The 24,360-nt window shown below is 39.9% G+C and carries 21 protein-coding genes; 7 read left to right on the top strand and 14 right to left on the bottom strand.

The window, feature by feature from the left end; all coding sequences use genetic code 11:
- Positions 1–91: 91 nt before the first annotated feature.
- Positions 92–538, bottom strand: coding sequence for a hypothetical protein (locus OB69_RS10170; protein ID WP_053223619.1), 447 nt, complete (start codon positions 536–538; stop codon positions 92–94).
- Positions 538–1,611, bottom strand: coding sequence for a 6-bladed beta-propeller (locus tag OB69_RS10165; protein WP_185096896.1), 1,074 nt, complete (start codon positions 1,609–1,611; stop codon positions 538–540). The genes OB69_RS10170 and OB69_RS10165 overlap by 1 nt, the downstream gene beginning before the upstream one ends.
- Positions 1,612–1,848: 237 nt before the next feature.
- Between OB69_RS10165 and OB69_RS10160 the strand changes: the two genes are divergently transcribed.
- Together OB69_RS10160 and OB69_RS10155 are read left to right on the top strand one after the other, a co-directional pair.
- Positions 1,849–4,968, top strand: coding sequence for an efflux RND transporter permease subunit (locus OB69_RS10160; RefSeq protein ID WP_053223617.1), 3,120 nt, complete (start codon positions 1,849–1,851; stop codon positions 4,966–4,968).
- Positions 4,969–5,109: 141 nt separating this feature from the next.
- The gene (locus OB69_RS10155; protein ID WP_053223616.1) at positions 5,110–5,640 is read left to right on the top strand and encodes an FKBP-type peptidyl-prolyl cis-trans isomerase; all 531 of its coding nucleotides are present in this window, start codon (positions 5,110–5,112) and stop codon (positions 5,638–5,640) included.
- Between the two features lie 60 nt (positions 5,641–5,700).
- Here the strand turns inward: OB69_RS10155 and OB69_RS10150 are convergent, their stop codons facing one another.
- Positions 5,701–7,353: a M28 family metallopeptidase gene (locus OB69_RS10150; RefSeq protein WP_053223615.1), complete on the bottom strand. Its 1,653-nt coding sequence runs from the start codon at positions 7,351–7,353 to the stop codon at positions 5,701–5,703.
- 111 nt (positions 7,354–7,464) lie between these two features.
- Between OB69_RS10150 and OB69_RS10145 the strand changes: the two genes are divergently transcribed.
- Positions 7,465–8,211, top strand: coding sequence for a hypothetical protein (locus OB69_RS10145; protein WP_053223614.1), 747 nt, complete (start codon positions 7,465–7,467; stop codon positions 8,209–8,211).
- 71 nt (positions 8,212–8,282) lie between these two features.
- On the opposite strand, the gene OB69_RS10140 is transcribed toward OB69_RS10145, so the two are convergent.
- From OB69_RS10140 to OB69_RS10130, 3 genes are read right to left on the bottom strand one after another with little or no spacing between them, the layout of a single operon-like run.
- The gene (locus OB69_RS10140; protein ID WP_053223613.1) at positions 8,283–8,774 is read right to left on the bottom strand and encodes an FKBP-type peptidyl-prolyl cis-trans isomerase; all 492 of its coding nucleotides are present in this window, start codon (positions 8,772–8,774) and stop codon (positions 8,283–8,285) included.
- 11 nt (positions 8,775–8,785) lie between these two features.
- The gene (locus OB69_RS10135; protein ID WP_053223612.1) at positions 8,786–9,685 is read right to left on the bottom strand and encodes an FKBP-type peptidyl-prolyl cis-trans isomerase; all 900 of its coding nucleotides are present in this window, start codon (positions 9,683–9,685) and stop codon (positions 8,786–8,788) included.
- Positions 9,686–9,732: 47 nt separating this feature from the next.
- Positions 9,733–10,755 carry a DHH family phosphoesterase gene (locus OB69_RS10130; protein ID WP_053223611.1) on the bottom strand — a complete coding sequence of 341 codons (1,023 nt, stop codon included), beginning with the start codon at positions 10,753–10,755 and terminating at the stop codon, positions 9,733–9,735.
- 194 nt (positions 10,756–10,949) lie between these two features.
- Here OB69_RS10130 and OB69_RS10125 point away from each other — a divergent pair, with 194 nt between their 5' ends.
- Positions 10,950–11,369, top strand: a complete 420-nt coding sequence (locus tag OB69_RS10125) for a nucleoside-diphosphate kinase (RefSeq protein WP_053223610.1) — start codon at positions 10,950–10,952, stop codon at positions 11,367–11,369.
- Positions 11,370–11,418: 49 nt separating this feature from the next.
- On the opposite strand, the gene OB69_RS10120 is transcribed toward OB69_RS10125, so the two are convergent.
- Positions 11,419–12,468 (bottom strand): lysylphosphatidylglycerol synthase transmembrane domain-containing protein, encoded by a 1,050-nt coding sequence (locus OB69_RS10120; protein ID WP_053223609.1) that lies wholly within the window; start codon positions 12,466–12,468, stop codon positions 11,419–11,421.
- Positions 12,468–13,220: a segregation and condensation protein A gene (locus OB69_RS10115; protein ID WP_053223847.1), complete on the bottom strand. Its 753-nt coding sequence runs from the start codon at positions 13,218–13,220 to the stop codon at positions 12,468–12,470. The genes OB69_RS10120 and OB69_RS10115 overlap by 1 nt, the downstream gene beginning before the upstream one ends.
- A gap of 150 nt (positions 13,221–13,370) precedes the next feature.
- Between OB69_RS10115 and dxs the strand changes: the two genes are divergently transcribed.
- Both dxs and OB69_RS10105 read left to right on the top strand, forming a co-directional pair.
- On the top strand, positions 13,371–15,308 hold the full coding sequence (dxs, locus tag OB69_RS10110) for a 1-deoxy-D-xylulose-5-phosphate synthase (protein WP_053223608.1): 1,938 nt from the start codon (positions 13,371–13,373) through the stop codon (positions 15,306–15,308).
- Positions 15,295–16,068 carry an alpha/beta fold hydrolase gene (locus OB69_RS10105; protein WP_053223607.1) on the top strand — a complete coding sequence of 258 codons (774 nt, stop codon included), beginning with the start codon at positions 15,295–15,297 and terminating at the stop codon, positions 16,066–16,068. The genes dxs and OB69_RS10105 overlap by 14 nt, the downstream gene beginning before the upstream one ends.
- A 4-nt stretch (positions 16,069–16,072) precedes the next feature.
- Here the strand turns inward: OB69_RS10105 and OB69_RS10100 are convergent, their stop codons facing one another.
- Positions 16,073–16,987, bottom strand: coding sequence for a YihY/virulence factor BrkB family protein (locus OB69_RS10100; RefSeq protein WP_053223606.1), 915 nt, complete (start codon positions 16,985–16,987; stop codon positions 16,073–16,075).
- Positions 16,988–17,135: 148 nt separating this feature from the next.
- Here OB69_RS10100 and OB69_RS10095 point away from each other — a divergent pair, with 148 nt between their 5' ends.
- Positions 17,136–18,521 (top strand): HTTM domain-containing protein, encoded by a 1,386-nt coding sequence (locus OB69_RS10095; RefSeq protein ID WP_053223605.1) that lies wholly within the window; start codon positions 17,136–17,138, stop codon positions 18,519–18,521.
- Positions 18,522–18,524: 3 nt separating this feature from the next.
- On the opposite strand, the gene hutG is transcribed toward OB69_RS10095, so the two are convergent.
- The 5 genes from hutG to hutH are packed head-to-tail and all read right to left on the bottom strand — an operon-like array spanning position 18,525 to position 24,299.
- Positions 18,525–19,493, bottom strand: coding sequence for a formimidoylglutamase (hutG, locus tag OB69_RS10090; protein ID WP_053223604.1), 969 nt, complete (start codon positions 19,491–19,493; stop codon positions 18,525–18,527).
- A 4-nt stretch (positions 19,494–19,497) separates the two neighbouring features.
- Positions 19,498–20,739, bottom strand: coding sequence for an imidazolonepropionase (gene hutI / locus OB69_RS10085; protein ID WP_053223603.1), 1,242 nt, complete (start codon positions 20,737–20,739; stop codon positions 19,498–19,500).
- Positions 20,740–20,787: 48 nt separating this feature from the next.
- Entirely contained in the window at positions 20,788–21,063 is a 276-nt protein-coding gene (locus OB69_RS10080; protein WP_053223602.1) for a DUF7660 family protein, read from the bottom strand.
- A 19-nt stretch (positions 21,064–21,082) separates the two neighbouring features.
- Positions 21,083–22,753, bottom strand: coding sequence for a urocanate hydratase (hutU, locus tag OB69_RS10075; RefSeq protein ID WP_053223601.1), 1,671 nt, complete (start codon positions 22,751–22,753; stop codon positions 21,083–21,085).
- Positions 22,731–24,299, bottom strand: coding sequence for a histidine ammonia-lyase (gene hutH, locus OB69_RS10070; protein WP_053223600.1), 1,569 nt, complete (start codon positions 24,297–24,299; stop codon positions 22,731–22,733). The genes hutU and hutH overlap by 23 nt, the downstream gene beginning before the upstream one ends.
- Between the last annotated feature and the right edge of the window lie 61 nt (positions 24,300–24,360).

The following is a 24,360-nucleotide window of genomic DNA, read 5'->3' as shown; positions in this document are numbered from 1 at the left end:
TTTCTGGTAAAAATTAATTCCAAATAGAGATCGACTTAAGCCTAATTACCTACAAAATTCTACTTAGTATTTACTCAAACTAACCATAATCTTATTGGCGATATTGAATTCTCGGACTCCCCAATATATCTCTGTCCTTATTTATAATATAGCCATTATATCCTTCTACAGATTCTCCATTGGCTTCTCTAAAAAGAGATTCCTTATCTACAATTACCGAATATTTGTAGTCTAACTCTGTCAACCACTGTTTTACCTCAGTTTCTGTGTCAGCTTCTACATAAATGAGGTAATCCATATTCTTCTTAATGCAATCAGCCACGGCCAACTCGATTTGATAAAGTCTATCTTTTTGCCACTTCTTATAAATGTAAGCCACATATGTATTTCGAGTGAGCTCGAAAGGAGACTTTTCATTTTCGGCCTCGGGTTGAATAGAAACCACAGGCAGTTTTGGGAGCACAAGCTTTCTTGGACCTGTAGAGCAGGACAAGATCAAGGCAACAATTACGAAAAATAAGAGCGTGTTTTTTTTCATCAGAAATCAATTTTAGCAATTACGATTATTGGATTGTCGTCTAGTCGAATATTGTCGATCACCTGTTGATGTTTTCCAAAAAGCCCAGGATTTTCCTTCTCTAAATTTAGTATGTCACCCGCATGAAAAAGAAAAAGCAAACGATCTCCATCCATAAACTGAAAGGCCGGAGCAGTTTCTTCCAAACTCTTGATTAGCTTAGATTTGCCTGTTTTCTTATTCAACAACAAATGAAATGCTTTAGGCTTATCAGGGTTTTTCTGAAGCATTATATTGAAGTAGGCATAGTTTGCTGATTCAGAATAGGCCAAAATAAAGGCCATACCATTATTCATAATTCTTTCAAAATTCTCAAAAGGATCCTCGCTATCAAAGGCATTCTCTTTTAGGTTGAAATCACCAAAATCGAATTCATAGGTAGGCATCAAGCTATCCTTTTCAACTTTATATACCTGATTATTAAATGGCTCGAAGTAAAGACTGCCATTTTCTCCTCTACCGAAATTATTAGCTCCTGTAGAAAACATGGCTCTGTCAACAATAGGATAGAACTTACTGATCAATTCGCCTTTAAAATTCCGGCTATGTAAGTTGTGCTTATTCTCAAACACTTTATTGGCTCCTGTAGAAAACACGTAACCGTAGTCGGTTAACTCAAAAGACACATAACTGCTTTCTTCAAAATCCATGGATTTAAGAAAATCGCCTTGTTTTGAATAATAAAATAAGGATGAACCTTTCTTATATGTAAGTATCACCAAACTATCGTTAGAGAGCACAAAACCAGCTGGACTTCTGTATTCTGTGGGGCCATCTCCTATTTGGCCAATGGTATTTATAAAATTACCTGAACTACCAAAACGGTGTACTTTACCTTCTTGACCAGAAAAGACAAAGTATTCATTATCGGTACTTCTCGCCATGCTGAAATCACCAATCACCATCTCATCAGTAGCCAAAGGAATAACTTCGAGTTCTGTACTCGATAAAAAAGCACTAAACTCTTCTTGTTCTAATTCACCAAAAACAATGATGCTTTCATCTTTAACCGAATTACAGGATAGTATGCACATTAGCATAAAACTAGTTGCCAATAATTTTGATATAAGTTTCAGCATCATACAGTACTACTATTGGTTCAAACCAAATATAGTAGTTATAACTAAAATAAAAGTCATACACCTAATTTTATAGTAGGCTGTATTTGCCTTAATTAAAAATTTATTAAATTTATCATGTTTTTTATTTTCATTTCAACCCAATAAAGACTTATTTAAAGTTGAATATCTAAGAGCTTATTATTTTTCAAGATGAAGCGACCTTTTCGAATGGTAATAGTATTTGTGGTTCTAGCGATGATCGGCATCGCTTTTATCCCAAAGCTGAATGTTAATTTCACACCACGCTATACAAAGCCGGCTATTACTATCTCTTATAGTTTGCCAAATTCATCACCAGACATCGTAGAACGTTTGGCTACTTCACCACTTGAAAACGCCATTTCTCAAATTGAAGGGGTAAACAAAGTCACCAGTGTTTCTAGAGACAATAGCGGAAGCATCGAATTATCTTTTGACAAAGGAGAAGATATGGAGTTCCGTAAGTTTGAGATCAATTCACTGATTCGGAACCTCTACAAGAAGTTACCTGAAACCATGAGTTACCCTAGGGTGGAACAGCGAGGTGGAGAAACACAGAACAAAACTGAGTCTCCGATATTGCTCTATTCCATCAACGGCCCATATGCCTCTTACAAAATCAAAAAGGATGTAGATGAATACATCTTAAAACCGCTATCGTACATTAATGAGATTAAAAGTACCGAGTTAACAGGTGCGAACGAATTACAAATAACAGTTGATTTTGACCCCCTGCTATTAATGAGGTACGGTCTTTCGAAAAGCGATATTGTAAACAGCTTAAGGCTTTTTCAAGACAGAAATTACCCTGGAATGATCAAAAACCCAGCAGGTCAGCAGTTCTACTTCAGAAGCTCGTCTGAACTTTCTAGTTTAGAAGATTTGGAACAAGCCGTTATCAGCAATATTGAAGGCAAAGAACTTTACTTAAAAGATGTAGCCAAGGTTTACATTGAAGAACAGGAACCGACAAGGTATAGCAGAATTAATGGCCGTAACGCCATTAATTTACGCATTTATGCTCGGGAAGGCGTAAATAAAATTGTACTCGCTAAACAAATCCGTGATCGAATTGAGGAGTTACAAGCTACCCTGCAATCGGACATTTCTATTTTTCTAGAGCAAGACGAAACCGAGTTTTTAAATGAAGAGATGGATAAAATTTATAAAAGAACCTCTCTTTCAATTATTATTCTATTGTTGTTCATTTTCCTCATTAATCGTAACCCAAGATACTTAGTTACCCTTTTTATGGGCATTACCGTCAACCTATGTATTACAGCCATAATTATATACATACTTGATGTTGAGCTACATATGTATTCAATTGCCGGGCTCACCATTTCTTTTGGGTTGATAGTAGATAATGCCATTGTAATGATGGATCATATGTACCGCAAGAAAAACCGAGGCATTTTTGTAGCACTTTTGGCGGCTTCGCTTACTACAATTATGGCCCTTTTAATGGTACTGCTTTTACCAGAAGAAGACCGAAGAAACCTTTCTGATTTTTCGATAGTGGTAGCTATCAATTTGGCCGTCTCTCTACTCATTGCTTTATTTTTCACTCCTGCCCTTTATCAGCTTTTGTTTAAAAAAGATATGGAGAAAAGCAGATTATTCAGTATCCGTCAACTCCGCAGAAAAGTAAAATGGTTTAGAGGCTATTCTAAATCCATAGGCTTTATGGTTCGGTACAGAAAGGCTTTTATCGTAATTGTAATTCTAGGTTTTGGACTACCCGTTTTCCAACTGCCCTTGCAATGGGAAGGACATGAATGGTATAACAAAACCATTGGTAGCGATAAATACCAAGATGATATTCGCCCAATTACCGATAAAATTTTAGGTGGTGCCTACCGCAAATTTAAAACTGAAGTATACGGAAGATCAGGTTATAGAGAAAATAGCCAAACCCAAATAATAGTACAGGCCACACTCCCTATGGGCACCACACTGGAAGACGCAAACGATGTCATCAAAAAGGTAGAGGAATACATTGATGGAGTAAAGGGTATCGACAAATACATTACCAGTGTCAATAACTTAACAGGCACAGTACGAATTACCTTTAAACCAGAATATGAGTTTTCTGCATTGCCTTATCAACTCAAGGGGCGATTACAAGCCCGATCAGTTGATTTAACAGGGGTAAGGTGGGTTATTTCTGGTGTAGGCCGATATTTTGGTATAGGTGGAGAAAATGGAGAGAATCAAGAGTTTTCCATTCGAATGAGAGGCTATAATTACGACCAACTAAGTAGACAAGCAGACATTTTAGCCGAAAAACTTGAAAACCATAAGAGGATACAGGAAGTAAAAACCAATGAGCAAATTAGCTATGGCTATAGCAGTGCCGTAAAAGGAAATGAATATGTGCTCTATTTTGATGTAGACAGAATGGCCAAGGCAGGTATTAATAGAGGGGCTGTTACCAATGTACTTACTGACTTTACATTACCAGACAGATCAGAGGCATTTGCCAACTTAAACAACGAACTCACCCCAGTTTTTGTGAAGGCCATGAATGCCAAAGCCTTTTCCAAATATGATTTAATGGAAGAAGCGCTACCTATTGACACCAGTCGTTTAGTGAAAATCAACAATTATGCTACAATGGTTTTTGAAGAAAGGGCTAATGAAATCCATAAAGAAGACCGACAATACTTAAGACAATTAGGGTTTAAGTATTTAGGGTCGGCAAAATTTGGTGCTGAATACCGCGACAAAATGATTGAAGAAATGAAATTGGCTCTTCCTCTGGGGTATCAAATCGACACCCAAGATCGTTTTTACAGATTCGACAAAGAAGCAAAGCAATATGGTTTATTAGGCTATTTGATTATTGGTATTTTTGTGATTTGTGCCATTTTGTTCGAAAACCTGAAACAGCCTTTCTACATTATTGTCACTATCCCTATTTCCTTTATTGGTCTATTTCTCATTTTCTCCTTATTCGATTTCCCTTTCGACCAAGGTGGTTTTGCATCTTTCGTAATGCTTGGGGGCTTGGTAGTAAATGCGGCCATTTTCATTGTAAATGACCTTAATAACACCAAGTTGAAAAAATACAACAGAGCAGTATTAAGGGCAGTAATGGGTAAAGCACAGCCCATTATGCTCACTATACTTTCTACTTGTTTTGGGTTAATTCCTTTTTTACTTGAAGGAGAAAATGAGGCATTTTGGTTTTCATTGGCCATTGGCACCATCGGTGGACTTATGTTTTCTACCATAGCGGTATTTGTATGCTTACCAGTTTTTCTTACTAAAAAAGTTAAAACAGTATAAGCTCCTCTTATTTGTTTGCTTCCAATATATTTGTGCGTTTTTAACAAGTGCTATTCCAACCTCTGATTTCAATTCGGGGTCTAATAGCCTTAGAGAACACAAGAAATTAATGACCGCTCGAATTGAGCAAATAACCGAATTATGAAAGGAATAAAAATTTTGCTGGGAGTACTCGCTATTATGGCCATAACGCAATCTTGTTCAGATGATTTTGGCCCCTCATACGACCCCAATGTACAATTACCGATTGATCTTGCTACAATCGATAGCTATATTACTACCAACAATTTAACAGTACAAATTCACGAAACGGACATTAGGTATATTATCGATACAGAGGGAAATGGAAAAACAGTAGCCTTAGAAGATACTGTTTATGTTAATTATGAACTCTACCTTTTAGATGGCACCCTTGTAGACACCAACCTCGAACAAGTAGCCACAAACAATGGTATTTTTAACCCAAACAGAACTTATGAACGTTTTGGCTTTATAGCTGGCCGAGGCATGGTTATTTTAGGTTTCGATATTTCTACCCAAATACTAACAGAGGGCGGCAGTGGCACTTTCTTTATTCCTTCTGTTTATGGTTATCAAAATATAGGATCAACTCGAATTCCTCCTAACTCCAACTTAAAATTTAAAATTGAACTGCTGGAAGTGAAAAAGTAAAGCAAAAACAAAGGCCGACTGAATAATCAATCGGCCTTTGCTTTTACTGTGAAAAAGGAATTACTTCTTTTTCAAACTCATATCCTCATCTCGTTTCGCTTTAAACTCCGACCCTTCATTCCACTTAGGAAAGTAAGTCTCATTCGCCAACTTATTGCCAACATTAAACAGTAGCACAGCATCTTGGGCAATTCCTTTCAAATCCCACTCTTCAGGCAAATAATTGTCGGCTTGCTGGTGGTATCGAATATCTAAATACTCTTGCGTTTTCCCTTCAATAAACTCCACTCCCTTTTCTTTCGACTCATAAGAACCCGAAGCATACAATGCCGGAATACCAATTTTTGCAAAATTAAAATGATCGGAACGGAAGAAATAACCTTTTGCTGGGTCAGGATCGGGGATTACATAACGCCCCTGCTTGTCAGCTTCGGCCTTTGCGTAATTATCTAGTTCCGATTGTCCATAGCCTGTTATAGTCAAATCCTTCATTTCGCCATAGGCCGGAAGTCCATCAATATTAATGTTTGCTACACTTTGATTGGCTGGGAAAAGCGGGTTCTGAGCATAATACGCTGAACCCAGTAAACCTTGTTCTTCTGCCGTTACAAATAAAAACACCACAGATCGTTCAGGCTTAGTTTCCATTTTAGCAAAAGTTTCGGCTATAGTAAGCAAGCCTACAGTTCCACTGGCATTATCGTGGGCGCCATTATAAATAGAATCGCCATCTACTGGCTCCCCTACCCCCAAATGATCCCAGTGGGCAGAATAAATCACATATTCATCAGGGCGTTTTGTTCCTTCAAGCATGGCCACCACATTGTGCGACATATCTCTTTTAATTTCATTCTGAACACTCATTGAGGCTTTCAAACCCAAGGCCAGTGGTTTGAAACCTTTTGTTTTCGCAATTCCTGAGTAATCTTTAATTCCAGCGGCTTGAAACAATTGAACTGCTGTATTTCTAGTAATCCATCCTTGAATGGCACATTTATAGGGCGGATTGGCATCGTCTAAATTTAGCTTTGCACCTGTCCAAGAACTTTGAACCACCAACCATGGATAACCAGCCGGAACGGTTTCGTGCACAATCAGAACACCAGCCGCTCCTTGTCGGGCTGCCTCTTCATATTTGTATGTCCATCGGCCATAGTAAGTCATTTGGTCCCCTTTAAAGAAGGTGCTATCGCCCGACCCAAAGCCAGGGTCATTTACCAAAACGACTACCGTTTTCCCTTTTACGTCTATCCCTTCATAATCATTCCATCCATATTCAGGTGCCACAATACCAAAACCTGCGTATACCAGTTCAGAATCCTTAACAGAAACTTCTTCCTCTACCCTTTCGGTATAGATTACTACATCGTTACCAGTTTCGAAACTCATCGTTTTTCCTTGCCCTGTTACGGTCATGGTTGGCGATTGTGTACCTGTAATCTCCACCAAAGGCACTTCCTGAAAATAACTATTGCCATTCCCCGGTTTCAAGCCCATCGCTTTTAGCTCTGACTCTAAGTAGTGAATCGTTTTTTCTTCTCCTTCGGTGAACGGTTTTCTGCCCATAAAATCATCCGAAGCCAATACACTCAAATGCCGATCAATGGTCAGCGTATCAATAAATACTTTTTCTTCAGTTACATTTTCTCCCGATTGACAAGCCCAAAAGCCCATGACCAACAAAGCGAAAAGTGCTATATTCTTTCTTTTCATATTCTTTTAATTTGAAAACGAAGATAAGAAAATTTAAAGGCATGAAATGGATTTTGAAGGACAAGGCAAATCCTCTAATTTCACTTATACATCTATTTACTCTTGGCACTAATGAAATATTTATTGATTCTGCTTCTATCTGTTGTTCTTATTAGGCCATGCAATGCACAAAATGTCTCACAAATTGTAAATGAGAAAACAGGTAACATTTCATTCACACCTCCGCCTATTACAGGATTATGGGTAATTGAAAAGGTTTTGGTGAACGACAAAAACCTAAGCCCAACCGCCAAATGGATTCTGTTTGCAGCAGATGGTACCTATACCTCAGGAAATGGCTGGCTTCAAAACGATTTGGGCAGCTGGGTTTACGATGACCAGCAGAACACTTTACTACAATCAACCGAAGCGGGAATTGACCCTTACGGTCCTTTTAATATTTCATTTCAGGGTGAAAAAATGACTTTGCAGAGAATTGAAGAAGAAAATAAAGTGAACATAAGCTTGGTAAAAGTGAGTAAAAAACCAATGGCGCCTTGGGACATGGTTGTTGGTAGTTGGGAGATTACAATTGCCAATGGCATAGACCCAACTACTGGCAAAGTAATTTCTGAATATTTGCTTGAGAAAACTACTTACAGCTTCGGTTGGGACAGACGCTACAAAAAGCTTGATAAAGAAGGAGCCTTAGTAGAAACAGGCATTTGGCAAATAGATGCTCACTCACCTACCCTTACATTAATCAGCGATGAAAAGAGCACCCGTACAAATTGGGAAATAGAAGTTAGTAATAGCGAAATGCGCTGGAAACGCCCAATGAATAATGAACTTATGAAACTCTATTTCAAGAAGAGTTAAGCACTACAAATAAAAAACGGGGCACCTTTTTAAAAAGCGACCCCGTTTACAAATTCTTCGGCAACAAAGCCTTAATCGTTGCCCAATATATCTACTACACGTACCTCAAAGATTAATACTGAATTGGCAGGAATGAACAAGTTTCCAACATTACCATAACCATATTTTGATGGAATAAATATAGTAGCTTCAGTTCCTTTATTAAATAGCTTAAAAGCAATATCCCAGCCTTGTACCACAGCTCCTTGACCAATCACAAAATCAAAAGAATCTGCACCACCAACATTGGTATCAAAGGTGGTACCATCCAATAAGTAACCTGTATACTTTACCAATACAGTTGATCCAAATTTGGCATTCTCACCTGTTCCTTGTTCGGTAATTATATAGCGAATACCGCTTTCATCTACTTCTGCCTCAAGATTATTATCAGCTAAATACTGCTCAATTAAAACAGTATCTCTAACAAATTGCTCTTCTGTATCGAAAACCTCTTCTGGCTTACACGCGCTAAAAGCCAAGGCTACAATGCCCAACACCAAGAAAATTCTAATCGTTTTCATCAGTTTATTTTTTAGTTCTTAATGTCAACCAACTCAACCTCAAACATTAAAATTCCATTTGGAGGAATTGGGCTACCAGGTCTTGATTCTGGACCATAGGCCAATCCCGAAGGAACAAAGAAAATGGCACTTGCACCTTTATTCAAATAAGGAATACCTACATCCCATCCCGCAATTACGGCTTTTTGCCCTAAAGGAAATGTATATGGCTCGTAAGGCTCTCTTTGAGGGTTGTAAAAATCATGCTCTTCTGCAACGGATTTATGGCTTGTATCAATATACGTTCCATCCAATAATTGAACTACATAGTCAATCGAAACCGTTTGACCCGCTTGTGGTTTAGGTCCGTTACCCTCCTTTTTAATAATATAGTAAAGGCCTTCTTCAGTACTTTCGGCTGTCAAGTTATTTTCTGCTAGGTACTCTTCAATTATTGCTTTGTCTTTCTCTAACTGTTTTGCACTTTCTCTTTCAATTTCGGTCTGCGCTCGCTCAACAAAAGCTTGTTCATCATTAATTTCAAGAACTCTAATATTCATGAAGACAGATTCGGCAGTATCTAAATCTGGAGTAATAGGCATTCCTGTTAACATTGAGTATTGTGCTAAATCAAACTTGATTTGCACACTATCTCCTTCGCCCAAAGGCTGAAGAATTTTACCCAACATAGGAGGGACACCCGTAACTGGGTTGATAAAGAAGCCTCCAACTGGTTTAGGGTTAATTACTACAGAATCTTTATAAACACTATTAAGGTCTAACAACATGGCTTGATTGGGACCCAATTTTTTCCCATCTCGTTCGTCAACTAACCTGTACTGAACACCCGGCTCTGACTCAATAAACTTCACCTCAGGCTTACAGCCAGAGAGCCCAATAAGGGCAATCATTACCACAATGTATTTATTCATCCTATTCATATCTAATTTTATCCTTGTGTTTTACCTCAATTAAGTGGTTATTTTTTCCTTTCGCTATCTAGCAAAGGTTTGTAATCTTTCAAAATCGACTTGAATTTATCTACCGTTTCTTCAAGTGTTCCTTCGGTTTTACCTCCAGCTGCATTTCTATGGCCTCCTCCATTAAAATATTTAGAAGCAATTTCGTTGGCAGGAAACTCACCTATTGATCGGAATGACATTTTTATGCCGTCACCACTATCTTTAAACAAAACCGCCAAAACAATTCCTTCAAGAGAAAGGGCATAATTCACTAAACCTTCAGTATCTCCAGTTTTCGATTCAAACCGGTTGAGTTCATCATTTGTAATGGCAAAGTAGGCCGTATGAAATTCAGGGAGAATCTCAAGTTTTTGACTTAGTGCGAAACCTAAAAATTTAAGTCTGTTAAGAGAGTTGGTGTCATAAATTTCTTTAGCAATTTTGGCGTTATCGGCTCCAATGCCTATCAATTCAGCCACCACTTCATGAACATTTTGCGTGGTATTTGGGTGACGAAAACCGCCAGTATCAGTCATTATTCCCGCATAAAGACACTCTGCAATATCCTTATCAATCAAGGCCTTATCGCCCAACATCACAATTAACTCAAAACAAAGTTCGCAGGTCGAAGCCGCTTTAGTGTTCCACAGTCTGTAGTCTGCAAAATCTTCTGGCTCTAGGTGGTGATCTACGTTTACTTTAAAGGCTTTAGCATTCCTCACCATTTCACCCATTTCGTTAATTCTGTGTAAAACAGAAAAATCGAGTGTGATTATAGTATCAGCCTCGTTAATAAAGCGTTGAACTTGCTCTGAATTCTCATCAGAATAAACCAAAACGTTATCGTTCCCTTTCATCCAATTCAAGAATCCCGGGTAGTCACTTGGCGTGATCACCTTAACGTTGTGTCCCTTTTTAATAAGGTAGTTAGCCATCCCCAAAGAAGAACCTAAAGCATCGGCATCAGGCTTGTGATGTGTAGTAATCACAATTTTATTCGGGGTATTCAGCTGTTTGATTAAAGAATTTATATCTCCCATTAACAACAAATACTGCCAAAGCAGTATATCAGTCAGCCGGCAAAGTTGATAAGAATAAGCTTCTAAAACAATGATTTAACAGTGATTAACCTATTGTTAAATAAGTTAAAATATTAAGAATCAGGTTAGAGCATCCGAATTAATCTTCTATTTTTGCAGCCAAATTAAGAAAATACAACAAGCACATAATTAGAATGGCAACAAACAGAACGTTTACAATGGTTAAGCCTGACGCTGTAGAAGCAGGTAACATTGGTGGAATTTTGAATATGATTGAAGAAGCTGGCTTCAAAATCGTAGCAATGAAATATGTAAAATTAAGCGCTGAAATCGCTGGTAAATTTTACGAAGTACACAGTGAAAGACCTTTCTATGGTGAGCTTTGCGAATACATGTCTTCTGGGCCAATCGTAGCTGCTATTCTTGAAAAAGACAATGCTGTTGCCGATTTCAGAAAGCTAATAGGCGCAACCAACCCTGCCGATGCAGAAGAGGGTACTATCAGAAAAAAATATGCAACATCAATTTCTGCTAACGCAGTACACGGTTCAGACTCTGATGAAAACGCAGCAATTGAAGGAAGCTTCTTCTTCTCTCAATTCGAAAGATTCTAAGGATTACCTTCCTTATAAAGAATAAGAAAGCGGCTAATGGCCGCTTTTTTTATTTCGTTTTTACCACCAACTTCTTAATCCAGCCAGGCAAAATCAAAGCACCAATAATTAGATAAGGATAAAAACTGATCAGGCGCCAAATCAAGCTAGCCACAAAGGTGTATTCACCTAAAAAATCCTCGAAAAAAGCAGGGAAAATGTATTCGGCTGTTCCTGCGCTGCCAGGCGTTGGCGAAACAAGCATCACCAACCACATGATCAGATGTCGGCTCAGAAGCATAAGATGTTCATCTATACTAATAGGAACAAAGCCGACTACAAGCATATTTAATACTCCAAACTTAACAATCCAAATGGCATAAGTGAGTCCAATTAATTTTAGCCAAAAGGCAACAGACTTACCCCTTAATTCCTTTGATACTTCATAAAGCTCATCGGCTCTATTCGATAAGCGTTCCCCCCACTTTTTTAAAAATGACCACCTGGAAATTCGCTGTAAAAGATTTTTTACTACCGAAGGAAATAGAAGCAAAGCCGAAATTTTAAACGAAATATAAAAAGCAATGAGGCCATAACTTAGGTAAAAGAAATACGACAGACTTCCGCCCAATTCATTTTGAATCAATTCGGATTGCGGCAAGGCAGCACCATTGGTTAAGAGTAAGGCAATAGGAGAAGCGGTAAGAAAAAAGACGTTATCCATCATAGCCAAGAGCAAGGCAAAAGCCAAAGCTCTACCTACATCTACACCATGTTTATGAATGATATAAACCACCACAGCAATGGGCCCGATAAGTGGAGGAACAACTGCCACGGCAAATTCCCAGAGAAAAACAATACGAAGTGCATCCTTTGCTGTAAACGATTCTCCCCCTACTAGCTTTACTCGGGCTGTATTTAAAAGGTCTTTAGAAATTAGAAAAAGAAAAGCCAAAACAATGGCCAAAACAGATATTCTTAACATGGACTGCAAAGATTCGTCATTGAGTTTATCATCGCGCAGTGCGATAAAAACCACAATAGCCAAACCTATAATTACTGGAAGCCAGACATTTTTAGGATTTAAAGTACGAAGCGCTTTTTTTGAGTCTACTTCCATTATTTTTCTACCAACTCTTCTTCAACCTTTTCAATCCAAAAATTGTTGAAGCCTTCACCCAAATGCATAGTGATTTCTCTCATTTGGAGTAGATCTAAGATGGAGAGGAAGTTAAAAATTACTGCGATTTTGTTAGGTTCTAGCTGAATGAGTTCGACAAATGAAATTCGAGGAGTTTCGCTAAGCTTAGCCATGATAAAGTCTCGCTGCGATGAAATGGTATATGGATATTGAATTACCTCATGCTTTGGTTTGTTTTGCTCTACCTCATAGCGGCTCACTACTTTCTGGAAAACCTTAAGTAGTTTATAGAGGTCCAAGTCTTGCATTTCGGATTCAACATTATTGCCTTCCGATAACTTTTTGAGCTCACGCAAAACATTACCTCGCGATTCCATCTGCATGCGGTCATTCTCCATTTGGGCCAGACTTTCCACCACAGACTTATACTTTTTGTACTCAAGTAAATGCCGAACCAATTCATCTCTAGGGTCAACCTCATTCCCTTCTTCATCTAATACAGGGCGTGGTAAAAGCATTTTCACTTTAATACGCATTAAAGTAGCCGCCACTAAAATAAACTCGCTCGCCACCTCCACATTCAATTGTTCTAAGTGATGGAGGTAATCCAAAAAATCTTTGGTTATCTTGTTGATCGGGATGTCATTAATATCCAACTCATCCCTCTGAATAAAGAAGAGTAAAAGATCGAATGGACCCTCAAAAAGCGGTAGTTTGATTTCGAAACTCAAAGATTCTGAATTGTTATGAACCAAATATATAAGGATTAGGAGAATGAAGCCGACTAACTCAAAATATTTTCTAATTTTGTTCCTTCAAAAAAATCCGGCTCAAACAATTCGTGCGTATTTAAGTTCTCAATTCATTTAGTCCAAAATCAAATGCTGATACAACCGGGAAAGCTGCTTAGTAAAATTGATTCACCTGATGATCTTAAAAAATTAGATCAAGCTGACCTTGTTCAGGTTTGTGATGAATTAAGACAATTTATTATTGACAACGTATCTGTTTACGGAGGCCATTTTGGTGCTTCATTGGGTGTAGTAGAGCTAACAGTAGCACTTCATTATGTGTTTAACACGCCTACAGACCAGCTCATTTGGGATGTTGGGCACCAAGCATACGGACATAAAATATTAACTGGAAGAAGAGATTCTTTCCAATCAAACCGAATTTATAAAGGCCTTTCGGGCTTCCCAAAAAGAAAAGAAAGTGAGTATGATGCTTTTGGAGTAGGCCACTCTTCTACTTCTATTTCTGCCGCTTTGGGTATGGCCATGGCCAACCAATACAAAAAAGATAACCGTCATCATATTGCTGTAATTGGCGATGGCGCCATGACAGGAGGCCTTGCCTTTGAAGCCATGAACCACGCTGGGGTTTCTAATAGCAACCTGCTTATTATCCTCAATGATAACTGCATGTCTATAGACCCAAATGTTGGGGCTTTAAAAGATTACTTGACGGATGTAACGACTTCTCAAACTTATAATAAGGTAAAAGATGACGTTTGGAGGCTACTAAGTAAGTTCTCCAAATTCGGAAAAAGTGCACAAGAGATTATTTCTAAGGTTGAAAACTCCATGAAGAGCATGCTTTTAAAGCAAAGTAATCTTTTTGAGTCGCTCAACCTCAGATATTTTGGCCCAGTAGATGGCCACGATGTTCATCACCTAACCAGTGTTATGACCGACCTGATGAAAATTCCAGGTCCAAAAATTTTACATTGTGTAACCGTAAAAGGAAAAGGCTACAAGCCTGCCGAAGAAGGTAATGCAACTACCTGGCATGCACCGGGCAAGTTTGACAAAGTAACAGGCGAAGTTTTCAAAAAAGTTAGCGATAAGCCCGAAGCACCTAAATATCAAGATGTTTTCGGTCATACTTTGGTAGAACTCGCTGAAAAGAACGACAAAATCATGGGCATTACGCCTGCCATGCCTTCTGGTTCTTCGATGAATATTATGATGAAAGCCATGCCAGACAGGGCTTTTGATGTAGGAATTGCAGAGCAACATGCGGTTACTTTTTCAGCAGGGCTAGCCACTCAAGGGCTTATTCCTTTCTGTAATATTTACAGCTCGTTTATGCAGCGCGCTTACGATCAGGTAATCCATGATGTTTGTATTCAGAACTTGCCTGTAAATTTCTTTCTAGACAGGGCTGGTTTTGCGGGTGCCGATGGCCCAACTCACCATGGCGCTTATGACATCGCCTACATGCGCTGCATTCCGAATATGATTGTGGCTGCCCCAATGAATGAGGCAGAATTAAGAAACTTAATGTACACTTCTCAACTTCCTAGAGAAGGTGAAGCTTTTACTATTCGTTATCCGCGAGGCCAAGGCGTAATGCCTGAATGGCGTACCAAAATGGAGAAAATCACCATTGGTACAGGCAGAAAAATAGCCGATGGCAAAGATATAGCGATACTTACAATTGGCCACATTGGCAACTACGTATATAAGGTAAGAGAAATGTTGTGCAAAGAAGGTTTAGACCCAGCACATTACGACATGCGTTTTGTAAAACCTTTAGACGAAGAATTACTTCACGACATTTTCAGAAACTTCAAGAAAGTAGTGACTGTAGAAGATGGTTGTTTGGTTGGTGGTTTTGGCAGTGCCATTTTAGAGTTTATGGCCGACAATAACTACAGTGCTCAAATTAAGCGTTTGGGTATTCCAGATGCCATAGTAGAACATGGAACTCAAGAGCAATTACATGCCGAATGTGATTTTGATGAGGCAGGAATTGCCAATGCTGTGCGCGAAATGATGGGTGTTAAGCTTGCTAAAACAGTTCATGCCAGCAATTAAGGCAACAATTCAAGGCGAAGGTTTTCCGGTTATTCTCATTCATGGTTTTTGTGAAAACAAATCCATGTGGTTTCCTTATGCCAATAAGCTAACAGAACACTTTCAAATCATTTGCCCCGATTTACCCGGTTTTGGAGAATCTCCATTACCGAACAAAGACATTACTTTAGAGGAAGTCGCTGATGAATTAGCTGGTTTTCTATCTGAAATCAAGGTGGAGAAATGCGTAGTTATTGGTCATTCATTGGGTGGATATGTGGCCTTGGCTATGGCTGAAAGACATCCTAACCTTATTCAAGGACTAGGCTTGTTCAACTCAACCGCTCTGGCCGATGATGAAGAAGCGAAGCACAGAAGAAATAAATCGATTTTATTTCTAAAAAAACATCCGGTTTCAAAATTCATTGGCCCCTTTATTCCGTCACTTTTTTATTCAAAAAGAAAAGAAGAGCTAAAGGAAGAAATCGATCTAGCCACCTCAATCGGTCTACAAAGTTCCTTAGACACCATTATCGCTTACACCGAAGCCATGAAAATCCGAAAAGACAGGTTTGAGCTTTGGAATAGCCTTCCGTTTCAAACTTTATTTATTGGTGGGGCCAACGATGATCGTGTTCCTTTAAAAATAGCCGAAAAGCATATTGAAGAACGAGCGAATGTTGATGGTTACATTTTACCAGAAACCGCTCATATGGCTATGCATGAGCGTAAAACGGAAACGCTCCAAATGATTCAGGACTACTTATTAAAAGTGGTCTAAACTTTTAATCGCCAGACTTCTCTTTATCTTTCTCGTACCGCGCTTTCCATCTGGCATGCTCTGCAGGTTTAAACCTATAACCTTTGTGCTCGGCAAAAGCTTGAGTAAACTCGGCTCCAAAAAACATAATTAAGCAAGTATAGTTAATCCAAAGCATGATAAGAACGACACTCCCTGCTGCTCCATAAGATGAGGCTGGTTCGGCCTGACCAAAATAAAAGCTCAAAACAAACTTACCAATAATGAATAATATGGCCGTAAAAAACGCACCAGACCAAACACTTTTCCAGTTCACACTCACATCAGGCAATACCTTAAACACCAAGGCAAAAAGTATGGTGGCCATCCCCAGTGTAATGGCAAAGTCTGTCACTTTCACCAACACAAGTAAGTATTCCGGAAATTGACGGCTCATCCATTCGCTAATGGCAGCCAATACAGCAGAGATCACTAGCGATATTAACAGTAAGAAACCAATGGCCAAAATAAGTCCTAAGGAATAGGCACGATCGAAAATAAGCCTCTTAATTCCACTCCCAGGCTTTTGTTCAACACGCCAAATATTATTGAGCGACTTTTGTAATTGAAAGAAAACCGTAGTAGCACCAAATAGTAAAATACCAATTCCCACAGCTCGCATAATAAAACCTGAGTCGCTCCTGTAAGAACTGACGACCATATTTTCAATGCTCTGTGCAGCTTCATAACCAATCATTCCAGAAATTTCATTCACCAAACGGCCCTGAACAGCCTCCTGACCATACACAGCACCTCCAATGGAGATTAGCAATATCAGGAGCCCCGGCAGAGAAAAAATTGAGTAGTAAGCCACAATTGCACTTTGACGAAAAGCTTCGTCCTCGTTCCAGCCTTTAAATGCCTGCTTCAGTAATTTCCACCATGTTTTTATTCCCATCATAAAAAATCAGATAATGTAATAGAAACACGTTTCAGTCCATAATGTTAGAAAGCGATGGTTAAATGGGTGAATTAGAAAAGCTTCTGTATTTTAGAGTCCCAAAACATATGCTAGGATTTGCTCTGCGAGTACAATCCAATCTTATTCAATGCAAATTTGTAAAGGAGAAATATCTGAAATACTTGGGAAAGGGAAATTAAAAAACCTTTTCTCGCCCATTGACAATGCTTCGATTGTGCTTTTCAGAATAATGTTTGGAGGCATTATGTTTTGGGAGGTAACTCGTTATTTCAAGTACAATTGGATTGAACGCTATTGGGTCACTCCTTATTTCAATTTCGCTTACACACCATTCAACCTAAGTCCATTGTCTGAAAATGGAATGTATATACTTTGGTATGTTTTGGGTGCATTGGCCATTTTCATCACCATAGGCTTTCTGTATAGAATCAGCACCGTTCTGTTCTTCTTGCTCTTCACTTATACTTTTCTTTTAGAGCAGGCACGTTACCTCAACCATTTCTATTTAGTTATTATCGTCAGTTTTATTCTCATTTTTATTCCTGCCCACCGTAGCTTTTCTATTGATTCTAAAATATTCAAAAGCGTAAAAAGTCCTTACAACTCTAGCTGGAATTTATGGTTGATCCGACTTACGGTAGGTATTCCGTACTTTTTTGGTGGTATTGCCAAGATTAACGCTGACTGGCTCAGAGGCTACCCCCTCAAAGATTGGCTTTTAGGTGATCTCAATTTCCCCATCATTGGCCAATATTTTACAGAACATTGGATGGTCATGATTATGTCGTACTCTGGCTTGTTACTAGACTTAGCAGTTGTACCTGTTCTACTATTTAAACGCACCCGATTAATTGGCTTTATTGCCATTTGCCTCTTCCATTTAATGAATGTAGAACTATTCGAAATTGGTATTTTTCCTTGGTTTATGATTGCCGCTACAAGCTTATACTTTAGCCCCAATTGGCCAAGAAAGCTTGTTCAGAAAATCGGGTTCAAAGGCGATAAAACTCAGGAAACCAATGACTTCAAACCTAACCCAAAATACCCGAAGGTAATTTTATATGGGTTGGGAATTTTCTTCGCTATTCAGGTTTTTCTACCCATGCGCCATTTGCTTATTAAGGGAAATGTACATTGGACGGAAGAAGGCCATAAATATGCTTGGCACATGAAATTGAGAAGTAAAGAAGGGAGTACCGAGTTTATGGTAAAAAACAAAGCCACTGATGAGCTCATTGAAGTCAATGTTGGAGGTTACCTACAAGATTGGCAGGAACGAAAAATGGACGGAAACCCACAAATGATCTGGAAGTTTGCTAAGTTTTTGAAAGAAGAGTATGGCCGAATGGGTGTAGATGTTGAGGTTTACGCACAAGCTTTGGCTTCGCTTAACGGAAGAGCATACCAGTACATTATCGATCCGAATGTAGATTTAGCAGCGCAGGAAAAACCATTTTTCGGTAACGCTAAATGGATTTTACCCTTGGAGATTCCTTTAGAAAATCAGCGTTAAGTCTCAACGAGAAACCAAATAATGCACCAACCTAGCTGCCAATCTTGCAGTTGCGTTATCTTGGTCATACTTTGGACTCAATTCGGCTAAATCTACACTGATCAGTTTTTGAGATTCAATCAATACATCGAGTGTTTTCAGTACAATATCGGGCGCAAAGCCCATTGGTGAAGGGGCACTTACTCCGGGCGCATAAGCCGATGAAAAACCATCCAAGTCGATTGTCAAATAGACCTTATCTACCTTTTGAAGAAAGCTATTCAAGCAGTTTTTTACTTCAGCCCAATGTTCGATGGTGTATTCTGTATTCTCTAAATAGGTAACTCCCAATTCATCTGCCGTATTGAAAAGCGTTTGCGTATTCGCAGACCGCTGAATACCTAAACAGCAATATTCGAATGCCTGATTTTTGGTCTTACAATCTTGTGAGATTTGAAAAAAGGGCGTTCCAGAAGTATTGCCGTTTTTATTATTTCTTAGGTCGAAATGTGCATCGAGATTTATAATTCCGATGGTTTGGCTCTTCTCCTGCCCATCTAAAAACTGACGAATTCCGGTATAATGCGCATAAGCAATATCATGGCCCCCGCCCAATAAAATTGAAAATACACCTTGGCTCAACAACTGACTTACGGTCTTACTAAAGTTGCTGTGAGTTGCGTCCAAATCTTCATCAACACAGATTACATTTCCGAAGTCTAGAATCTCAGTTTGGCTTTGAAAATGGTTTGGAAGAATGGCAAGCATTTTACGGATGGCATCAGGCCCATCTATCGCTCCAACCCTTCCCTGATTCCGTTTTACCCCTTCATCTACCGCATAGCCTAAAATGGCCAATTGCTTATTGGCAGAAGGTTTTAACTTCTCCAACGCGGACGCTTTCACCATTTCATACCAATAGTTAGGTCGTCCAAGATTTTCATCTTTTCGGCCTTTCCAAAGCGACAGGTCTGCGGGCTTCAGTGCGTTCATGGGTTCAGATTTTTTGACCTTTTTTATAAACCATTGCAGGTTTTAGCTTGCCTTGTTGGTAAAGAATTTCTTGATAATTATTACAAGGAAAAATCGCCAAATCAGCCAAAGCTCCTTCCGCTAAAGTTCCTCGATCAGTTAATTCTAAAGCCGCTGCCGCGCGAACAGTAATACCTGCCAACACTTCAGCATTGGATAGTTTTTCTGCTGAACCCAATACCGCAGCTTGCATAAGCAGATCGCCCATAGGAGCCGAACCGGGGTTCCAATCGCTGGCAATGGCTAAACAGGCACCGGCATTCAATAATTTACGGGCAGGCGTATAGGCACAACCCAAACCCAAAGTAGCACCAGGAAGTGCGGTGGCAATCGTGTTGCTCTTGGCTAATATTTCAACTTCTTTATCTGTACTGGCCTCTAAATGATCAGCACTTACTGCCCCTACTTCTACCGCCAATTGGCTTCCACCCGTTGAAAACTGATCGGCATGAATGGTGATCGAAAAGCCCATTGCTTTGGCTTTTTCTAAATAAGGTTTTGCTTCTTGGGGCGAAAAAGCGCCCGATTCCACAAAGATATCAATGCGGCTCGCCAAGTTTTCTTCCTTGAGAATTGGAAATAATTTAGAACCAATCTGTTCTAAATATTCTGCTTTAGACCCTTCAAAACCCTTCGGATGCATATGGGCCGCCAAGCATGTAGATACTAAATCGGCAGCGTGCTTTTCATTGACAGCTTGAATAGCGCGAAGCATTTTCAGCTCTTCATCCACAGTAAGTCCATAGCCGCTTTTGGTTTCAATGGTGGTAACTCCTTCCGACAAATGGCGACTGGCTCGTTCGGCAATTCCAGCCTCCAATTCTTTTTGCGAAGCATTTCGCGTTTGGGTTACGGTGTACCAAATTCCACCACCAAGCTCGGCCATTTCTAAATAGGTTTTTCCTGAGTTTCGAAAAGCATAATCACGTGCTCGGCTGCCCGAAGAGCAGATGTGGGTATGCGAATCGATAAAGCCCGGCAAGGCCACAAAATCACCATCGAGTTCCACCACTTCGGCACCAATAATTTTGGATTCGTTTAAAAGCGTATCAAAATCTCCTGTTTTGGCAATGGTTTCTCCTTGCAGAAGAATTCCCACCTTACCTTCTAAAACATTGAGTTGTTCGTCTTTTAAAGCACCATTCAATGGCAAGCCCGTCATGGGCAAAACCTGCTTAAATGGACCGATTAGTTTGTAGGTGTTCATATGTTTATTTTAGTAAGAATTTTGGGTAATGAATACAGGCCCAAGCTGCTATTCATAAAATTTTCCCGCATATATTAATAGAGCAAAGTTCTTCCAACTTGGCTCTTGTGGAATCAATTTACTTGAAACACCAAAAGCTTCTATAGCATCCAAAAAATTCACTATACTTCCATTCTCCCACCCATTCGCTCCAGACCCATAAGGTGGAGATGGTTGCTCAACTTCCTTTTTATCCTCATCCATTTTATCCTCCTTCAAGGCTTTTAAGAATTGAAGAAAAGATTCTTTCGAATCGACCTTTTCCAATAAGTCATATAAATCCATAGTTTCCAAGTTGAAGGGATCAAAGTGTCAAACCAAACTCATCGCTTTTTTCTTGAGCGAGATTATAGCCAGCATCTGCATGACGAATAACGCCCATTGCTGGATCAATGTGAAGCACGCGCTCCAAACATTTCTCTGCACGCTCGGTGCCATCGGCCAAAACTACCATACCCGCATGTTGCGAATAGCCCATTCCAACGCCTCCACCATGATGGAAAGATACCCAAGTAGCACCTCCACTGGTGTTGCCCATCAGGTTCAACAATGTCCAATCCGATACTGCATCACTACCATCTAACATGCCTTCGGTTTCACGGTTAGGCGAAGCCACAGAGCCACAATCCAAGTGATCGCGACCTATAACGATTGGCGCTTTTACTTTTCCTGTTCTTACCAATTCATTGAAAATAAGTCCTGCTTTTTTACGCTCGCCCAAGCCCAACCAGCAAATTCTGCATGGCAAACCTTGGAAGGCTACTCGTTCTCTAGCTTGCTTCAACCAATTGATCAAATGATGATTTTCTGGAAATGCTTCCATCAACGCTTGGTCGGTGGTATAAATATCTTCCGGGTCGCCAGAAAGCGCAGCCCAACGGAAAGGGCCTTTTCCTTCACAGAACAAAGGACGAATATAAGCTGGGACAAAACCCGGGAAATCGAAGGCATTGGCCTCTCCACCCTGACGGGCAAATTCCCGCAAATTGTTGCCGTAATCAAAGGTAATTGAGCCTCGTTTCTGCATTTCAAGCATAAACCCAACATGCCTTGCCATACTCTTCAGCGACTTGGCTTTGTAGGTTTTAGAATCTTCAACTCTTAGCTGATCCGCTTCTTCCAAGCTATAACCATTCGGAACATAACCGTTGATTGGGTCGTGAGCAGATGTTTGATCCGTAAGAATCTCAGGAATCACATTATCAGCCAAAAGCTTTTCGAGCACATCGCCAATATCGCCTACCAAACCGATGGAAATCGCTTCTCCTTTTTCCTTAGCATCCAAAGCCCAATCTCTGGCTTCTTCATAGGAATAGGTCATTTTATCGATGTAGCGTGTATCCAAACGTTTCTTGATTCGAACAGGGTCTTTGTCAACCCCCAAGAAAGTGGCTCCGGCCAAAGTAGCCGCCAAAGGCTGAGCGCCTCCCATTCCACCTAGACCACCAGTCACCACCAGTTTATGTTTCAAGTCGCCTTGAAAATGCTTTTGCCCGCAAGCCACAAATGTTTCATAGGTTCCTTGAAGAATTCCTTGGCTACCGATATAAATCCAGCTTCCGGCCGTCATTTGACCATACATCATCAGGCCGCGTTCTTTCAATTCATTGAAATGCTCCCAATTGGCCCATTCTGGAACCAAATTACTGTTTGCAATCAGCACGCGAGGCGCTTGAGGATGGGTTGGAATAATTCCAACCGCCTTTCCCGACTGCACCAAAAGACTTTGGTCGTCTTCTAGTTTCAAAAGGCATTCAATAATTTTCTTAAGTGCTTCTGGATTTCTTGCTGCTTGGCCATTTCCACCATAGACCACCAATTTTGAAGGGTCTTCAGCCACATCAGCATCTAAGTTATTCAAAAGCATACGCAATGGCGCTTCAGTTTGCCACGATTTAGCATGAAGCTGATTGCCAGTTGGTGCTTTATAATGCGGATGGTTGGCGTATTGCTCAATAAACTTCGAATAATTCATGATGGTTAGTTTTGAGTGTACTATAATTTTCTTCTTGGCGAACGACAGAAAGTAATGCTCCCTCTTTCACTATGTTGATGGTTTTTTCTATGTCTAGAGCGAAAACCCTGTCTACTGTGGCATGCGTTACTTGCTTTCTTACCAAGCTGTGCATTTCGCCAATAATTTTACTTGATTTTAGCGGACGATGAAAGTCAAGTGCTTGTGCTGCACAAAGCAATTCGATGCCCAATATTTTTTCTACATTTTCGATTACCCGATAAGCCTTTCTTCCTCCAATAGACCCCATACTGACATGATCTTCTTGACCCAAAGAAGTTGGAATACTATCAGCACTGGCAGGGAAACACAAGCCTTTGTTTTCACTCGCCAAAGCGGCTGTGGTGTACTGCGGAATCATAAAACCTGAATTGATTCCTGTTTCCTTCATCAGCAATTTCGGCACATTATCTACTGTCCCTTCAAGGGAAAGGTAAATCCTTCGGTCGGAAATATTACCGATTTCCGAAGCGGCCAAACAGGCGTAATCTAAAGCCATGGCCAAAGGCTGACCGTGGAAATTACCTCCACTGATTGTCAAATCTGCATCTAAAATTACGGGGTTGTCGGTAACAGAATTGAGTTCTATTTCAACTAACTCTTTCAAATGCAACCAAGCATTTCGCGAAGCCCCATGTACCTGTGGAATACAGCGCAAAGAATAAGGGTCTTGCACCCTGGAGCAGTTAGCGTGTGAAGTCATTACTTCGGAATCGCTAAGCAAAGCAGTCATTCGAGCGGCCACATGTTGGTTTCCTCTAAACGGACGTAACTCATGCAATTCTGGCCTGAATGGTTTCGAAGAACCAAGCAGCGCTTCTACCATCATGGCGCCAATCAAATCGGCATGGTCAAGACAATTATGAAGTCTGTCTACGACTTTCACCGCATAGGCCAAAATAAATTGCGTGCCATTAATCAGTGCCAAACCTTCTTTCGGACCCAATTCTAATGGTGCTAAACCGTGCTTTTGCAATACACTAAGTGTATCATACTTTTTTCCGTTCTCCATAACTTCCCCCAAACCAATTAAGGGAAGGAAGAGGTGAGACAATGGAGCCAAATCTCCAGAAGCTCCTACAGAACCTTGGCTAGGCACTACAGGAATAATATCATTATCGATATGCCATTTGATGCGATCCAAGGTAGTTTCGGCTATACCAGAATAACCTTGTGCTAGGGAATTCATTTTAAGAATGAGCATCAGTTTTGAGATGTCATCTGGCACCGATTCGCCAACGCCCACACTGTGGCTTTTGAGAATATTTTCTTGCAACAACCTTGTTTTCTCTTCGGAAATAAGGGTGGTACAAAGCGGGCCAAACCCAGTATTGATTCCATAAACGGCCTTTCCCTTGGCTACAATTTCTTCAACGGTCTGCTGACTTTTTACCACCTTGGCCCTGGTTTCTGCACTCAAATCTCCAGCAATTTCTCCAGCACAAATGGCAAGCGCCTTGCCTACGGTCAAGTGTTCTTTACCGTATAAAAATATTCCTCTTTCCATGAATGATGTGTGTTAAACAAAAAAACCCGCTAAGGAATCTACACAGCTAGTAGTTTAGAGC

The sequence above is a fragment of the Roseivirga seohaensis subsp. aquiponti genome, assembly GCF_001267955.1.
Classification (GTDB): Bacteria; Bacteroidota; Bacteroidia; order Cytophagales; family Cyclobacteriaceae; genus Roseivirga; species Roseivirga seohaensis.
The sequence above is the reverse complement of the archived record's forward strand: the minus strand, read 5'-3'. Positions and strand labels throughout refer to the sequence as shown.

What these genes read in the sequence shown, in the direction of transcription:
- OB69_RS10145 (WP_053223614.1), top strand. Translation starts at nt 7,465, where the DNA reads ATGAAATATTTATTGATTCTGCTTCTATCTGTTGTTCTTATTAGGCCA.
- hutI (WP_053223603.1), bottom strand. Translation starts at nt 20,739, where the DNA reads ATGAACACCTACAAACTAATCGGTCCATTTAAGCAGGTTTTGCCCATG.
- OB69_RS10120 (WP_053223609.1), bottom strand. Translation starts at nt 12,468, where the DNA reads ATGGAAGTAGACTCAAAAAAAGCGCTTCGTACTTTAAATCCTAAAAAT.
- OB69_RS10140 (WP_053223613.1), bottom strand. Translation starts at nt 8,774, where the DNA reads ATGAAAACGATTAGAATTTTCTTGGTGTTGGGCATTGTAGCCTTGGCT.
- OB69_RS10165 (WP_185096896.1), bottom strand. Translation starts at nt 1,611, where the DNA reads ATGTGCATACTATCCTGTAATTCGGTTAAAGATGAAAGCATCATTGTT.
- OB69_RS10100 (WP_053223606.1), bottom strand. Translation starts at nt 16,987, where the DNA reads ATGATGGGAATAAAAACATGGTGGAAATTACTGAAGCAGGCATTTAAA.
- hutU (WP_053223601.1), bottom strand. Translation starts at nt 22,753, where the DNA reads ATGAATTATTCGAAGTTTATTGAGCAATACGCCAACCATCCGCATTAT.
- OB69_RS10105 (WP_053223607.1), top strand. Translation starts at nt 15,295, where the DNA reads ATGCCAGCAATTAAGGCAACAATTCAAGGCGAAGGTTTTCCGGTTATT.
- OB69_RS10160 (WP_053223617.1), top strand. Translation starts at nt 1,849, where the DNA reads ATGAAGCGACCTTTTCGAATGGTAATAGTATTTGTGGTTCTAGCGATG.
- OB69_RS10130 (WP_053223611.1), bottom strand. Translation starts at nt 10,755, where the DNA reads ATGGGAGATATAAATTCTTTAATCAAACAGCTGAATACCCCGAATAAA.
- OB69_RS10150 (WP_053223615.1), bottom strand. Translation starts at nt 7,353, where the DNA reads ATGAAAAGAAAGAATATAGCACTTTTCGCTTTGTTGGTCATGGGCTTT.
- OB69_RS10135 (WP_053223612.1), bottom strand. Translation starts at nt 9,685, where the DNA reads ATGAATAAATACATTGTGGTAATGATTGCCCTTATTGGGCTCTCTGGC.
- hutG (WP_053223604.1), bottom strand. Translation starts at nt 19,493, where the DNA reads ATGAACGCACTGAAGCCCGCAGACCTGTCGCTTTGGAAAGGCCGAAAA.
- OB69_RS10080 (WP_053223602.1), bottom strand. Translation starts at nt 21,063, where the DNA reads ATGGATTTATATGACTTATTGGAAAAGGTCGATTCGAAAGAATCTTTT.
- hutH (WP_053223600.1), bottom strand. Translation starts at nt 24,299, where the DNA reads ATGGAAAGAGGAATATTTTTATACGGTAAAGAACACTTGACCGTAGGC.
- dxs (WP_053223608.1), top strand. Translation starts at nt 13,371, where the DNA reads ATGCTGATACAACCGGGAAAGCTGCTTAGTAAAATTGATTCACCTGAT.
- OB69_RS10125 (WP_053223610.1), top strand. Translation starts at nt 10,950, where the DNA reads ATGGCAACAAACAGAACGTTTACAATGGTTAAGCCTGACGCTGTAGAA.
- OB69_RS10095 (WP_053223605.1), top strand. Translation starts at nt 17,136, where the DNA reads ATGCAAATTTGTAAAGGAGAAATATCTGAAATACTTGGGAAAGGGAAA.
- OB69_RS10155 (WP_053223616.1), top strand. Translation starts at nt 5,110, where the DNA reads ATGAAAGGAATAAAAATTTTGCTGGGAGTACTCGCTATTATGGCCATA.
- OB69_RS10170 (WP_053223619.1), bottom strand. Translation starts at nt 538, where the DNA reads ATGAAAAAAAACACGCTCTTATTTTTCGTAATTGTTGCCTTGATCTTG.